We start from the raw sequence: 15,382 nt of genomic DNA on the forward strand, positions 1-15,382 counted from the left end.
AAAAAAGATGAAACTAGTAAAAACAGAGGATGCTGTAGGACAGGTTCTGTGCCATGATATTACACAGATCATTAAAGGAGTCACGAAGGATGCCGTATTTCGGAAAGGGCATGTAGTGAAGGAAGAAGATATTCCGGTTCTTCTGTCTGTAGGAAAAGAGCATTTGTATATTTGGGAAAAGGAAGAAGGAATGCTGCATGAAAATGAAGCGGCAGAGATCCTTCGAAAAATCTGTCAGGGAAGTAATATGCACCCCTCAGATGTAAAAGAAGGAAAAATCGAACTGATTGCAGATATTGACGGAGTGCTGAAAATTGATGTGGAGAAGCTGAACCGGATCAATTCGCTTGGTGAGATTATGATTGCAAGCCGTCATGGAAATTTCCCAATCAAAAAGGGAGACAAGATTGCAGGAACCAGAGTGATTCCGCTTGTGATTCATGAGGACAAGATGAAGGCGGCGGAAGAGATCGGCGGTGACGAACCGATTTTTCAGGTCAGACCTTACGAGAAGAAAAAAGTCGGTATCGTGACCACGGGAAGCGAAGTCTTTAAAGGAAGAATTCAGGATACATTTACCCCGGTGATCCGGGAGAAAATCGCAGAATATGGAATTGAAGAAGCGGAACATATTCTGTGTGACGATGATCATGTGAAAATCACAGAAGCGATCATGGAAATGATTGCAAGAGGATGTAACATGGTGATCTGCACGGGCGGAATGAGTGTGGATCCGGATGACCGGACACCGCTTGCCATCAAGAATACGGGAGCCGAGATCGTGACATATGGAGCACCGGTGCTTCCGGGAGCCATGTTCATGTTGGCATATTATGATGGTGCAATTCCGGTAATGGGCCTTCCGGGCTGCGTAATGTATGCGAAACGGACCATTTTCGATCTGGTTCTTCCTAGAATTATGACCGGTGAAAAATTAAAAGTCAAAGATCTAAATCTACTTGGACAAGGAGGACTTTGCCTCTCATGTCCTGTATGTACGTTCCCAAATTGTGGATTTGGAAAGGCAATGTAGAAAATGAGAGCATTATTTGAGGCAATACAAGAGACAGATGTGAACAGGCTTCGAAGCGTTCTGACCGTTCTGGACGGAGAAAATATCGGAGAAAAGGCTTTATTAGTAGATGGAAATATCGTCTGGGAGAGCAGAGAAAACGGATTTTTCCGGGAATATAAGAAGGAAATCCAAGAACGGAATGAAACAGAAACTTTTCTTCTTGGAGGCCGTGAGATATTTTGTGATGTTCTGGGTCAGGAGAAGCAAATTGTCATCTGTGGAGGCGGTCATGTATCGATTCCTGTCATTACACTAGGTGTTATGATGGGATGTGAAGTGACAGTTCTGGAAGACAGACCGACTTTTGCTGACAATGCAAGACGCGCAGGGGCAGCGAACGTGATATGTGAACCATTTGAACAGGGACTGGATAAAGTGGAAGGAAATTCAGACACTTATTTTGTAATCGTAACTCGCGGTCACAGATACGATCAGGTTTGCCTTGAAAAGATTGCTCAGAAAGAACATGCCTATATTGGGATGATAGGAAGCAGACGCCGAACTACGATGGTGAAGCAGACGCTTGTAGAAAAAGGAATTGATAAAGAAGTATTAGACAAAGTATATACACCGATCGGCCTTGACATCGGAGCACAGACACCGGTGGAAATTGCAGTTGCGATCATGGCAGAGATTATCGAAGTGAAGAATAAAAAGAAACGAACCTGCGGATATACGAAAGAAATTGTGAAGGCGGTTCTGGATCGGGAGGATTATCCAGAAAAGAAAGTCATGGCAACGATTGTAAAGAGAAAAGGTTCTGCACCACAGGGAGTCGGAATCAAAATGTTGGTTCTTAGAGATGGGAAATGTATCGGTACGATAGGCGGAGGATGTATGGAGGCGAATGTCACACAGAAGGCACTTCTGATGGCGGCAGGAAAAGGCCCCGAAATCGCTCTTTGTAAGGTGGATATGACAGGCGCGGACGCAGAGGAAGAAGGGATGGTCTGCGGAGGCGTCGTGAGCGTACTTCTTGAATTGATATAGTTTTTGGCTGATAACCGAACGAATCACAAAAAAGGAGGAAACTCAAGTGAAGGACGGTTTTGGAAGAGAAATCGATTATATGAGAATTTCCATCACAGACAGATGTAATCTGCGTTGCCGGTACTGCATGCCGGAAGGAATTTCCTGGATCCCGATGGAAGAAATACTGACGTTTGAAGAAATAGAAGCCGTAGTCAAAGAAGCGGCAACACTGGGAATTAAAAAAATAAAAGTGACAGGCGGGGAACCGCTGGCAAGAATTGGATGTCCTACGCTTGTGGGAATGCTAAAGAAGGTTCCGGGGATTGAAAAGGTTACACTTACGACAAACGGAGTTTTCCTTTCAAAATACGCAGAACAACTGAAGGAAAAAGGATTGGATGCTGTAAATATCAGTCTTGATACTCTGGACGAAAAAAGATTTGAAGAGATTACCGGAAGGGATGAACTTAAGGCAGTGCTGGATGGAATTGAGACAGCACTGGAACTTCAGATTCCGGTGAAAATCAATTCGGTTCTTCAGAAAGGGCAGAACGAAAAGGAATGGCAGGCTTTAGCCGAACTTGCACATCATAAAAAGCTGGATGTCCGGTTTATCGAGATGATGCCAATCGGATATGGAAAAAAATTTGAGCCTGTTTATAATGAAGAGCTGCTGAAAAAAATGGAAGAAAAATACGGGGAATTAAAGCCCGATACACGTGTACATGGAAACGGACCGGCAATCTATTATTCTGTTCCGGGATTTGAAGGAAGTATCGGATTTATCAGTGCAATTCATGGCAAATTCTGCAAGAGCTGCAATCGGATCCGCATGACATCAACGGGTGATATAAAAGCATGCCTGTGTTTTGATGAGAGCTTATCCATTAAAGAAGCACTCAGAGCAGGAGACATGGAAGAAGTAAATCATTTGCTGGTACTTGCGATTTCAAATAAACCGGTATCGCATCAGTTTGAACAGAAGGAAATGATTACGGAGCAGCGCGAAATGGCTTTGATAGGAGGATAATAAAATATGGGAGAGATAAAAGCAATCTGTATCAGCGAAAAGCGAGGAACGCAGAAGAAAGAAATACCGGAGGCGCAGATTTTGGAGGATTGGGGCATTGAAGGAGACGCCCACGGCGGTAAATGGCATCGCCAGATCAGCCTTCTTGCAGTGGAAAAGATTGAAGATTTCCGCGCAAGAGGAGCAGAAATAGATTATGGCGCATTTGGCGAGAATCTCATCGTAGAAGGGTATGATCTGCGGGCGCTTCCGGTGGGGACCAGATTTAAGATTGGCGAAGTCCTTCTGGAACTGACCCAGATTGGAAAAGAGTGTCACAGTCATTGCGAGATTTATAAAAAAATGGGTGACTGCATCATGCCGAGAGAAGGTGTATTTACAAAGGTGCTTCACGGAGGGCATATTCAAAAAGGTGATAAGATCGAAATGATTCCGCCGGAGCAGGAAAGGCCATTTACAGTGGCTGTGATTACCTTAAGTGATAAAGGCTTTGCCGGAGAAAGGGAAGATAAAAGCGGACCGCTCATCTGCGAAATGTTAAAAGAAGCCGGATACGATGTGGTGGAGACGATTCTCCTTCCGGATGAAAGAGTGGGACTTGAGCGTCAGATGAAGCGCCTTGCCGATCAGAGGCAGGTGAGCCTGATTCTTACGACAGGCGGAACCGGATTTTCTCCGAGGGACATCACGCCGGAGGCAACGATTGCGGTATGTGACCGGATGGCACGAGGAATTGCCGAAGCAATCCGCGGATATTCCATGACGATCACCAGACGGGCTATGCTCAGTAGAGCAGAATCGGGAATACGAAAGGGCACACTGATTGTGAATCTGCCGGGAAGCCCGAAAGCAGTCAAAGAATCTCTTGAATTCATTTTACCGGAGCTCTCTCACGGACTTGGAATCCTGAGAGGAAGCGAAGGTGAGTGTGCAAGACAATAAAATATAAAATGAGAAACAAAATTATGAAAATGAGAGAAATTGGAAAGAGACTGGCAGCTGCAGCAATGATTCTTGCTATGTCAGCGGGACTTGCAGCATGCGGAGCTCAAACAGAGTCAGAGCCTGAAACTGCGAACACAGAGGAGCAGGAGACAGATCAGGAAGAGAAAACAAAAGAGCCGGTAGAAATTCAGGTGTTTATCGCAGCCAGCTTAAATACCGTTATGACAGATCTGGCAGCGCAGTATAATGAAGAGCATCCGGAAGTGAAGATTACATTTAATGCAGACAGTTCAGGAACCCTGCTTACACAGATTGAAGAAGGATATGAATGTGATATTTTCTTCTCCGCAGCACAGAAACAGATGGATCAGCTCGAAGCCGATGGCTTTGTAGTAGATGGAACCAGAAAAAATGTTGTAAATAACCAGGTAGTTGTCGTTACATTAAAGGACAGTGGTACAGAAGTTACAGGTCTTGAGACTTTGAATAAAGCAAAGAGCATTGCACTTGCAGGCGGAAGCGTTCCGGTAGGAAAATATACTCGTCAGGCACTTGTAAATCTTGGAATTCTGAATAAGGTTGATGATGTATCCGCTATTACCACTGAAGAAATTATCCAGGCACTCGGCGGAGTGGAAATCAGTGAACAGGCTAATGTAAGTAAAGTTCTCATCGCTGTTGCAGAAGGTGCATGTGAAGTTGGAACAACCTACTACTCAGATACTTATGGATATGAAGATAAATTAGACATTCTTGAAAAAGTAAGCTATGATCTGACAGGAAATGTAATCTATCCAGTCTGCCAGGTTGAAAATAAAGAAGCAGATGATGCCGAGAAGCAGGCGGCAGCTGATTTCCTCGCATTTATCACATCGGATGAGGCAAAACAGGTATTTGACAGCTACTATTTTGACACAAATGTAGAGTAAAAGGAGCAGATGCATGGGAGAAATAGGAAAAATACTTACATCTCTGGATTTCAGCCCATTATTCATTTCGCTGAAGACCGGAGTGGCGGCGACAATCCTTTCCTTTTTTCTTGGAATCTATGCAGCGCGAAAATGTATGTATGCAAAAGCGGGAGTGAAAGCGGTTCTGGACGGGATCCTTACACTCCCTCTCGTGCTTCCGCCAACCGTTGCAGGATTCATTTTATTATTGATTTTCAGTACCAGAAGACCGGTGGGAGAATATCTCTATACGACATTTGACATTAAAATTGTACAGTCCTGGACAGGATGTGTGATCGCAGCAACCGTGATTGCATTTCCGCTCATGTACCGGAATGCCAGAGCAGCATTTGAACAGGTAGACGTAAACTTAATCTATGCAGCGCGGACGCTTGGAATGTCGGAACGGAAGATTTTCTGGAAAGTTGTCGTACCGGCGGCAGGTCCCGGAGTGGCAGCAGGAACGGTACTTACCTTTGCAAGAGCTATGGGGGAGTACGGTGCAACCTCCATGCTTGCGGGAAATATCCCCGGAAAGACCGGAACCATTTCCCAGAAAATCGCTATGGTTATTCAGGATGGGGACTTCCTGACAGCAGGTGTATGGGTCGTAATTGTGATGGTGATCGCATTTGCAATCGTCGTACTCATGAATCTGGTATCCGGCAAGAAGATGAAGAACATCAGGCACTGGTAAGAAAAGGCAGTAATAAGAAACTGATAACAAATCAGGAGGAAAAGGATGGCTATCGATATTAAAATCAAAAAAGAATTCGGAAGATTCTGCCTGGATGTGAGTATGCAAAGCAAGGGCAAACGGATCGGAATCCTTGGTGCATCCGGCTGCGGAAAAAGCCTGACCTTAAAAAGCATTGCCGGAATCGAGCGCCCGGACGAAGGATATGTAAACATAAACGGTCGGATTCTACTTGACACCAATCAAAAAATAGACTTAAAACCACAACAAAGAAGAGTAGGATATCTCTTTCAGAATTATGCACTGTTCCCGACTATGACGGTGGAAGAAAATATAGCAGCAGGTCTTACCGGTAAAAAAGCAGAAAAAATGGAAAAAGTGCACCGGATGATGGAACGTTTCCAGATACAGGGACTGGAAAAACACCTTCCCGGGCAGCTCTCCGGAGGACAGCAGCAAAGAGTTGCACTTGCAAGAATCATGGTATACGAACCGGACGTCATCCTTCTGGATGAACCATTCTCGGCTCTCGATGCCCACCTTCGGGACCGGATGCTCAGAGAACTACTGGAACTACTGGAAGATTACGATGGAACAGCAATACTCGTATCCCATAGCCGTGATGAAATCTACAGCTTCAGCGAAGAAATTCTGATCATGGAAAACGGAAAAGGAATCTGCATGGATAAGACAAAAGAACTCTTCGATAACCCACAGTGGGAAGCCGCAGCAAGACTCACCGGATGCAAGAATATCGTTAAGATATCTGAAGCAAGTGACGGTAAATACGATATCCTTGAATGGGGAATCACACTAAAAGGAGATATTCCTGCTCAGGCAAAATCTATTGGAATCAGAGCCCACGATTTTATTCCAATCTGGAATGGGACTATGGAAAATGTAATTCCAGTCGAACAATGGAACATGGTAGAGTGCCCATTTGAACGAAAATATTTCATAAAATCCAAAGCAGGAAATGAGGACATCTGCTGGTTCGTCCAGCGGAATCTGTATGATAAAATCGATGAAAAAGGAATGCCGAAAGCGCTTGTAGTACCGCATGAGAAAGTACTGGTACTTAAATAGGGGACGCTGCATCCGTCACGAGCAGCGCCCATTGGCGGATTTCGAATGTTTTTAGGATTTCGGGAGCGTGAAACGCGAAGAAATCTGTAAGCATCATGGGGTCAAAGGCTTTTGATCCCAACATCACATGATGTAACAAAAGGGGAAAAGGAGGTAATACATATGATAGTAAATCGTATTTGCGGAATGTGTCAGGGAGGGTGTCAGGTAAATGTCACCATTGAAGATGGCAAGATTGTACGTGTAGAACCAGATAAAGCATCAGCTAAAGGACGTCTTTGCGTCCGGGGGGCACTTACCCCGGAACTCTTGTACAGCCCGGATCGTCTTACATATCCACTTATCCGGAATGGGGAAAAAGGAGAAGGAAAATTCCGTCGTGCCACATGGGAAGAAGCAATTGAATATGCGGCTCAATTAATCCGCGAAACAGCTGAAAAATATGGAAAAAAATCGCTGGCGTCTTATCTTGGCCGAGGGGTTCTTGGAATGCCGATCGGTCGTATTCTAAATAATGGAACAAAGCCATGTCTTATGAAACGTCTTGGTTCACCAAATGATTTCAACGTGGCTTCTATCTGCAACATGGCTTCCAGCATGGTCACACCAATGACAACCGTGGGAATCGGTACTCGTATGATGGTACAGGATATTCCAAATAGTGATTACATCTTCGCGTGGGGGAAGAATTCCACTACAGATGACGGTCCACAGATGGCACTAAAGGCAATCAAAGCGGCAAAGGAACGAGGCGCAAAACTGATTGTTATAGATCCGCGTGAAACAGGAATCGGAGAACTTGCGGATCTCTGGATCCCGGTTGTCCCAGGCGCTGACGGAGCTCTGGCTCTGGCAATGTTAAAACTCATCATTGATTCAGGACGCTATGATAAAGAATTTGTACGCGATTACACGCGCGGCTTTGAAGAATTCAAACAATATCTGGACACTTTGACAATCGAACAGCTTTCTGCATGGTGTGGTGTCTCTCTTGATATGATTAACGAGTTGACTGATATCTTCTGTTCAACAGAGAAAATTTCACTGGTTTCTTATACTGGCTTGGAATATCAGCTCAGCGGAATCCAGAATAACCGTGCTATTTTTACATTATGGGCGATCACGGGCAAGCTGGACGTAGAAGGAGGTATTTATTTTAACTGTAAAGGACTTCCTACTTTTAAACCAAAAGAACTTCCGGAAGAAGAACTGGTCGGCACCCGCGAATTCCCAATGTTCTACAAATTTATGGGAAGTGGACAGTTTGCACGTTTTCCGAAAGCAGTGCTGGAAGATGATCCTTATCCGATTAGAGCGTTGATTCTTGCCGGTGGTTCCCCTGCGCTTACGTTCCCGGACAGCAAGAAATGGAGGGAAGTATATAAGAAACTGGATTGTCTGATCGTATTAGACCGATATCCAACCGAAGATTCCCGCTATGCTGACGTAATCTTCCCGGCATGTACGTTGTTTGAAACCTATAAACCATATGTAGATGAAAATGGAACGATTCAGTTAATGGAACCGGCCATATCTCCGGTAGGAGAAAGCTGTAATGACTGTATCATTCTCGGACGGCTTGCAAAAGCACTTGGTGTGGGTGATGATTATCCATCCAATGTCGAAGAATTGAAGAAGTGGCTTTGCGAAGAAATGCCGCCGTATGCCGGTGATTTTGGATCTGGAAAAAAACAGCCTCCTCGTATTTATAAAAAATATGTAACAGGCGGACTTCGTGCAGACGGACAGCCAGGTTTCCCGACTCCATCAGGAAAATTTGAAATCTGTTCCACTCTTTTAGAAGAAAACGGATTTACACCATATCCGGAATACACCGATATACGTTCTATTCCGGAAATGAATGATCCGGCATTTCCATTCATAATGACAACAGGTGCGAGAAGTCTTCATAGAATGGGCGTATTTGGCGCAAACCTTCCGGGTGTTGCTAAAGTAGAACCTTATCCATATATGGATCTTTCACCAGAAGATGCAAAAGAACTGGGAATTGATGATGGAGACTGGGCACAAGTGACAACTCCATTTGGTACAGGAACATTCAAAACCAGACTGGCGGGCATGACGCGTCATTGTATTCACATTCCCCATGGCGGCGGAAGTGCATATATGCCAGAAGCATGGAAAATAGGAAATGTAAATGAACTGACAAGCCTGGATTACAATGATCCAATTACAGGATTCCCGACTATGAAATCGGTTCCATGCCGCATCGAAAAAATAGTGAGATAGGGGACGCTGCATTTGTCACGACCAGCGCCCATTGGCATATTTTGCCATAAATGGTATTGTATATTAAAAAAACTTGGGGTTCCCGCTTTGATGAATTTAGAAATTATTAAAGTGGAAATCCCAAGTTTATGTTTTATTCAGATTTCATAAGTTCAGCAATAATCTTACTGATCAATGTTAAAAAATAATCCGGGGTATTTTCTGCCAGATTATCAAAGTATTCTTTGGGTATCCCTTTCAATAAGTTTTGCTCCGTTATCTTTTACAATACGATTTTTCACTGCACTTTCATTCTGGTTATTTGTCATAGGTTCTCCTTTCTGCAGAAACCATAATCGGAACGAATGCAGCTTGCTGTGAAAATTCTGCAATAGAAGAATTCAGAAATTTCTATAATGTATTATAACAATCGTGGAAAAAAATAGCAATGTAACTTCGCAAAGGATTATAGAGTCTGAAATTAGTAAATAGGTTAATAAAGTTGAATGATTTGCCGAACGGCGTTGAAAATATAGAGCTGCAATCGATATTTCCAAGTAAAACGAGTATAGCATACTACAGATTATTAAACAAATGAAAAAAGTGTGAATTTCGTTCTATAGTCTATGCTATAATACAAACGATAGGGGAGAGAATATTATGGACAAAAAAGACATAGAAATTCAAAAAGAAATTTTCCAAAGCATTTTATTTCGGAATCTGGAAAGAGAACGTGCCGAGAAAACGATTCGCAGTCTGAATGGAAAGCTGCGCCAATATACGAAAAATGAAATGATCATCCAAGAAGAACAGGTGCTTCATGAAATCGGAATCCTGATATCAGGTGAACTGTGCAAGGTCCAATACTATCCTGATGGAACAGAGCAGATGGTCCAGAAACTGCTCCCTTCTTATGTAGTAGGACTGGAAATTGCAATCAGTCAGAAAAAAACAAGTCCGTATTCAGTTTATGCTGTTGAAGAGGCATCAATTTTCTGGTTCCCTGTAAAATATCTGGAGCAGGAAGGATATCTCCCGGAAAGCGATCGGATTTTCCTATACCAGCAGACGGTACAGTTTCTGGCAAATGAAGACATCCGAAAGTACAGAAAGATCGAAATCCTATCCGCAAAAAGTGCAAGAGGAAGGATTGAAAAATATTTGAAGATCCAAATGATCCGATATAAAAGCAATGAATTTGATATCGATTTTAACAGAGAACAGATGGCAAGCTACTTAGGGCTTAATAGGAGCGTGCTGTCACACGAACTGAAAATGATGGAAAAAGAAGGGATTCTCACGGTGAGAAAGAATCATTTTGTGATACATGAAAAGGAGAAGTAGAATGCGTTATGTAATACCTGATTATTATAAAGAATTTTATTGCACAGCAGATCAGTGTGAGGATACCTGCTGTGCCGGTTGGCAGATTGTGATCGACAGGAAATCGTTAAGAAAATACGGTCAGGTGAAGGGGAGGTTCCGCAAAAGAATGTTCGCTTCCGTGGACTTTATGCAGGAAACCTTCAGGCAGGATAAAGAAACAAGATGTGCGTTTTTAAATGAAAATAATCTCTGTGATCTGTATTCAAATCTAGGAAAAGAGAGCCTTTGCAAAACCTGCAGACTGTATCCGCGCCATGTGGAAGAGTTTGAAAACATTCGGGAAATTACACTTTCCGTATCCTGTCCGGAAGTGGCAAAAATGCTGATGAACCGAAAAGAACCGGTTCGATTTCTTACTTATGAAAAAGAAGGGGAAGAAGAATACGAGGATTTTGATCCGTTTTTGTATTCTATTCTGGCAGATGCAAGGGAGAAAATGCTGGAGATTCTTCAGAACAGAAGCATTTCTCTAGCTGTAAGAATCGGTCTCATTATGGGAATGGCGCATGATCTGCAGGTTCGGATCAATCATGAGGAAATGTTTTCTTGTGAAGAAGTGATCAAACGGTACCAGACGGAAAAAACGCGCAAATTCGTGGAAGAGAAATATGAATATTTTATGGCATATGAGAATCGGTTGGAGCAGTATTACTATGCCCATAAGTTATTTCGGAAGCTGTACGAATTGGAACTTTTGCGGGAGGATTGGGATACGGTTCTTATGGAAACCGAGGAAATCTTATATGCAGACGGTGCAGAAAAATACAGAGAACTGACAGAGCAGTTTGCAAAATGGCAGAAAAATGAGATGCCGGATATGGACATTCAACTGGAACAGCTTATGGTCTATTTCCTTTTTACTTATTTCTGTGGTGCCGTCTATGATGAAAAGATTTATGCAAAAGCGCGGATGGCGATGGAGAGTGTGTTCCTCATTAAGGAACTTTTTAAGGCACGCTGGGTGAGAAATGGATATATGCTGGATTTGGATGAACTGACAGAGCTGGTCTATCGGTATTCCAGAGAAGTGGAGCATTCGGATGAAAATTTGAAGAAGATTCTCTAGGTAAGGTATTGATTGTGATGCTGCGTAATATGTAACATAGGCAGTGTTAGGAGGTACCAGTTCGGCCATGAAGCTCGACCCGACTGCTGAAGCAACTAAGGCTCTTGCTCATGGCTGAACTGTTACTATTTAATTCTATTATTGCGCCGTAATCTCACTGAGATACCGGTAAACGGTTGCTGTTGAACAGGAGAACTTTTTCGCGACAAAGGAAATCGCTCCTTTGAGTTTGAAAAGGCCTTGTTCATTTAATTTGCTGACAATTTCTTTCCTTTCGAGCTGATTCAATCGGTCTACAGGCGTTGTAAGCGCAGCTGTACAATCTTCGAATATTTTCTGCATCAAAGAATTGATGTCCATCGGGAAGCTTTCCGTGATCTGAACGGATTCTTCCGGTGCCTCTGTCTGAGATACGGATAAGGTTTTCTGGAAAACAGGTGTATTTCCACGGAAGGAGGCCGGATGAATCACGGAAAGAAGCTTTTCGTGAAGGTCGTTATACCGGCTGTCATCAAAATTAATGCATAACATTCCAATCGGAATACCAGATTCATCTTTAATGAACATGGTAGAAGAGCGTAGAATATGTCCGTTTTCGGCAATGCCTTTATAATTAGCCAGATAATCTCTGGATTCATAGAGCCTGGAAGAGAGCATTTGAAGTGCGGCATTGGTAAGTGGACTGCCTACGGAGCGCCCGCTGATGTGTCCGTTAGCAATTGCAATGATCGATTTGCTTTCACTGGAAAGGTCCTGAAGAACTACTTCATAATCTGATCCAAGGGCCTGACCGAGAAATTCAACCAGTATCTTGTATGGCTCTAAAATACTTGATGTCATAAATAAAATTCCCTCGCTTTGATATAAAATATCTTAAAAGTATTATCGCATGCAAATCATTATTTTTCAATGCTGAAAAAAACTATTGTGAAAATAAGAAAAAGTTGACATTAAATAAATATAGTGATAAATTATTCTTATAATAATAAATTAGCCGAATGAAAGGCGCATAAACAGGAGGAATTAAGCAATGAAAACTATTTTAAACACAAACAAGGCACCGCTTGCAATCGGACCATATTCTCAGGGGATCAACACAGGAAACCTTCTTTTTCTTTCCGGCCAGCTTCCAATCTGCCCGGAAAAAGGAGATATTGTAGCAACGGATATCGAAGGGCAGACCAGACAGTCTCTGGAAAATGTAAAAGCAATTCTCGAGTCTGCAGGATGCACCATGGACGACGTTGTAAAGACAACGGTATATTTGAATGATATTGCCGATTTTGCAAAAATGAACGGCGTATATGCAGAATTTTTCAATGAAGGAAACTATCCTGCAAGATCCGCATTTCAGGTGGCTGCTCTTCCGAAGGCTGCACTTGTAGAAATCGAAGTAGTTGCTCTGAAAGCAGAATAAAAGTGATTACGGGCGAAGCTTTAAATCTCACCAGAAAACAATCGCGGATATTGAGCGATGCGAACAGGTTCTTAGACAATTGATTGTACAACTTAAAGAAGAGACGTAGCTTTTAGGTGCTGCGTCTCTTCTTTTTGGGACCATTGTATCATATTAGGTCTATATGGTTCCACTTCCCGGAGGACCGATCCGGTTTTCATTCCGCCACTGTCTTGGCGAGATTCCGTAAATATTTTTAAATGCGCGTGAAAAATGCAGCTGATTCGGATACCCGACCACATTTCCGATATCATTGATATTAAGCTGCGTCAGCTTCAAAAGCTCGGTTGCCTTCTGCATCCGGTAACTCATCAGAAATTCCTGAGGCGATTTCCCGATCGTGTCACGGAAAATTTTACCGAAATAACTCCGGTTCAGACCGCAGAATCCTGCGATATCTTCTACAGAGATATCATTCTGGAAATTCTGTTCAATAAAAGAGAGTGCCTCTTTTACATAAAAATCCCGCAGGCGTCCATCCTGCTTCAGTCTCATCGTGGCAGTAGAACGGGTAAAATAGTCCAGAAACAAATACAGATGTCCAATCAGATGAAACGGAGATTTGTCTGAGTTCTGCGCAATATACAGCATTTCCCCCATCATATTCTGCCGCAGTTCTTTGGACTTGGCATGATAGATTGGAGCGTCACGGGTAAGCCCGGCAATTTCTACCATTTCATGAACTTTGAGCCCGTCAAATTCCAGCCAGGTATATTCCCAGGGGAGTTCTTTGTCAGCAACATAAGTGGAAATCTGGCCGGGAAACAACATGAAACCCTGTCCGCTTTTAATTGGATAAGTCTGAGTCACCCCTTTTGAATCGTCTGCCAAAAGAAGTCCTGTTCCGGAAATGACGTAGTGAAAGAGAAAATGATTTCTTGCGGCAGGACCAAAAGAATGGGATGGAGTACACTGTTCCCAGCCGTACTGATAGAGTCCGAGATCAACAAAATTTTCATTTGGAAAGACAGAAAAAAGTAAATCACTCATAGGATAATCCCCCTTAATTATATGATGCACGGATTTCTCCGCACTTTATACCAAAATGCTAGATGAATTTAATTATATCACATAAAGGCATTATTTTGGCATAAAATCCCAAAAATACAGCTATTTATGATAGCATTTTGAAATGTTATAATGAACTTACAAACAAACACCGGAGCACGGAAGTTATGAGAAAGGAGCAAAATGAGAGATGCGAAGAAAAGGAAAAGCATTAGTAAGCGTACTTTTGAGTGTTACAATGGTTGCGGCGATGATGTTGACAGCCTGTGGAAACAAGGAGGGAGACGGCAAGATTGAAATCAATCTGGTGCAGTACAAACCAGAAGCTGTCGACGCGTTTGAGGCAATTGAACAGAAATTCAATGAGACGCATGATGACATTCATCTTACCATTGAATCTCCAAGTGACGCAATGACAATTTTAAAGACCAGATTCATCAGAGAAGATAATCCGGATATCATCGGAATCGGAGGAGATGTCAACTTTTCATCTTTTGTTGATTCAGACATGCTGATGGATATCTCCGATTTTGAAGGCCTGAATGACATCAAACAGGCGTACAAAGATATTGATAAGGCGCTTGAGTATGTTCCGGAAGAAGGTATCTACGCAGTGCCGTATGTAGCAAATGCTGCCGGAATCCTATACAACAGAGGGATGTTCGAAGAATACGGATGGAAGATCCCGGAAACATGGGATGAATTTATCGCACTCTGCGATGAGATTCAGTCGGAAGGTATCCTGCCGCTGTATTTCGGATTTAAGGACACCTGGACCACACTGGCACCATGGAATGCAATGGCAGTAGGACTTTGCGAGCCGGATGTATGCCGTCAGGTAAACAAAGGTGAGACGACATTTACCGATGAGTACCGTGAAGTGGCTGAAAAAATGCTGGAGCTTCTGCCATATGGACCGGACGATCCGTTTGCCTACGATTACAACGGAGCATGTACTGCTTTCGCAAATGGAGAATCTGCGATGTATACGATCGGAAGCTATGCAGTTCCACAGATCAAATCTGTAAATCCGGATATGGATATCGATTCTTTTGTATTCCCGGTCAATGACAGGGAAGAGGACAATGTGCTGAACTCCGGTATCGACCTTCAGTTCTGTGTGATGGCAGACTGCGAGAATAAGGAAGCAGCATATGAAGTACTTCGTTTTCTCCTGGAAGATGAGAGTATCCAGGAGTACCTTGACAACCAGAATGCAGTACCGTGTAAAGAAGGCGATTTCGAACTGCCGCCTATGCTGGATGGCATGAAATCTTATATCGATGACGGAAGAATGGCCGATTATCAGGATCATTACTATCCGGCCGAAATGTCGGTGGATGCACAGATCCAGACCTTCCTTATGAAGCAGGATGTCGATGCTTTCCTTGCGAAATTCGATAAGGACTGGGTACGTTATAACAGGGATATTATCCGGAAAGTAGAAGCATATGAAGCAGAACATCCGGATGAAGACTAGAG

General features: G+C 43.1%; 14 protein-coding genes. 12 read left to right on the plus strand and 2 right to left on the minus strand.

Annotated elements, in window-relative coordinates; all coding sequences use genetic code 11:
* Positions 1 to 7: 7 nt before the first annotated feature.
* From ACTNBR_RS04615 to fliB, 10 genes are all read left to right on the plus strand, one after another.
* Entirely contained in the window at positions 8 to 1,033 is a 1,026-nt protein-coding gene (locus tag ACTNBR_RS04615; RefSeq protein ID WP_441016629.1) for a molybdopterin-binding protein, read from the plus strand.
* A gap of 3 nt (positions 1,034 to 1,036) precedes the next feature.
* Complete coding sequence (locus ACTNBR_RS04620; RefSeq protein ID WP_441016626.1) at positions 1,037 to 2,065, plus strand: XdhC family protein; 1,029 nt, start codon at positions 1,037 to 1,039, stop codon at positions 2,063 to 2,065.
* Between the two features lie 46 nt (positions 2,066 to 2,111).
* Entirely contained in the window at positions 2,112 to 3,077 is a 966-nt protein-coding gene (gene moaA, locus ACTNBR_RS04625; RefSeq protein ID WP_441016623.1) for a GTP 3',8-cyclase MoaA, read from the plus strand.
* A gap of 6 nt (positions 3,078 to 3,083) precedes the next feature.
* Entirely contained in the window at positions 3,084 to 4,019 is a 936-nt protein-coding gene (locus ACTNBR_RS04630; RefSeq protein ID WP_441016620.1) for a molybdopterin-binding protein, read from the plus strand.
* A 23-nt stretch (positions 4,020 to 4,042) separates the two neighbouring features.
* The gene (modA, locus tag ACTNBR_RS04635; protein WP_441016617.1) at positions 4,043 to 4,951 is read left to right on the plus strand and encodes a molybdate ABC transporter substrate-binding protein; all 909 of its coding nucleotides are present in this window, start codon (positions 4,043 to 4,045) and stop codon (positions 4,949 to 4,951) included.
* A gap of 13 nt (positions 4,952 to 4,964) precedes the next feature.
* Complete coding sequence (modB, locus tag ACTNBR_RS04640) at positions 4,965 to 5,669, plus strand: molybdate ABC transporter permease subunit (protein ID WP_441016614.1); 705 nt, start codon at positions 4,965 to 4,967, stop codon at positions 5,667 to 5,669.
* Positions 5,670 to 5,714: 45 nt separating this feature from the next.
* On the plus strand, positions 5,715 to 6,755 hold the full coding sequence (locus ACTNBR_RS04645) for a sulfate/molybdate ABC transporter ATP-binding protein (RefSeq protein ID WP_441016611.1): 1,041 nt from the start codon (positions 5,715 to 5,717) through the stop codon (positions 6,753 to 6,755).
* A 162-nt stretch (positions 6,756 to 6,917) separates the two neighbouring features.
* Entirely contained in the window at positions 6,918 to 9,005 is a 2,088-nt protein-coding gene (locus tag ACTNBR_RS04650) for a molybdopterin-containing oxidoreductase family protein (RefSeq protein WP_441016608.1), read from the plus strand.
* Positions 9,006 to 9,644: 639 nt separating this feature from the next.
* Positions 9,645 to 10,328: a Crp/Fnr family transcriptional regulator gene (locus ACTNBR_RS04655; RefSeq protein WP_441016605.1), complete on the plus strand. Its 684-nt coding sequence runs from the start codon at positions 9,645 to 9,647 to the stop codon at positions 10,326 to 10,328.
* 1 nt (position 10,329) lies between these two features.
* Positions 10,330 to 11,436 (plus strand): flagellin lysine-N-methylase, encoded by a 1,107-nt coding sequence (gene fliB / locus ACTNBR_RS04660; RefSeq protein WP_441016602.1) that lies wholly within the window; start codon positions 10,330 to 10,332, stop codon positions 11,434 to 11,436.
* Between the two features lie 138 nt (positions 11,437 to 11,574).
* Here fliB and ACTNBR_RS04665 read toward each other — a convergent pair whose 3' ends face one another.
* A complete protein-coding gene (locus ACTNBR_RS04665; RefSeq protein ID WP_427818898.1) occupies positions 11,575 to 12,276 on the minus strand; it encodes a helix-turn-helix transcriptional regulator in 702 nt (233 codons plus the stop codon).
* Positions 12,277 to 12,466: 190 nt separating this feature from the next.
* On the opposite strand from ACTNBR_RS04665, the gene ACTNBR_RS04670 reads away from it, so the two are divergent.
* Entirely contained in the window at positions 12,467 to 12,853 is a 387-nt protein-coding gene (locus ACTNBR_RS04670; RefSeq protein ID WP_441016599.1) for a RidA family protein, read from the plus strand.
* A gap of 159 nt (positions 12,854 to 13,012) precedes the next feature.
* Here ACTNBR_RS04670 and ACTNBR_RS04675 read toward each other — a convergent pair whose 3' ends face one another.
* Positions 13,013 to 13,882, minus strand: coding sequence for an AraC family transcriptional regulator (locus ACTNBR_RS04675; RefSeq protein ID WP_441016596.1), 870 nt, complete (start codon positions 13,880 to 13,882; stop codon positions 13,013 to 13,015).
* Between the two features lie 208 nt (positions 13,883 to 14,090).
* On the opposite strand from ACTNBR_RS04675, the gene ACTNBR_RS04680 reads away from it, so the two are divergent.
* A complete protein-coding gene (locus ACTNBR_RS04680; RefSeq protein ID WP_320813177.1) occupies positions 14,091 to 15,380 on the plus strand; it encodes an ABC transporter substrate-binding protein in 1,290 nt (429 codons plus the stop codon).
* The last annotated feature ends 2 nt before the right edge of the window (positions 15,381 to 15,382 follow it).

It is taken from the genome of Bariatricus sp. HCP28S3_F11, from assembly GCF_052065395.1.
Taxonomy (GTDB): Bacteria; Bacillota; Clostridia; order Lachnospirales; family Lachnospiraceae; genus Allocoprococcus.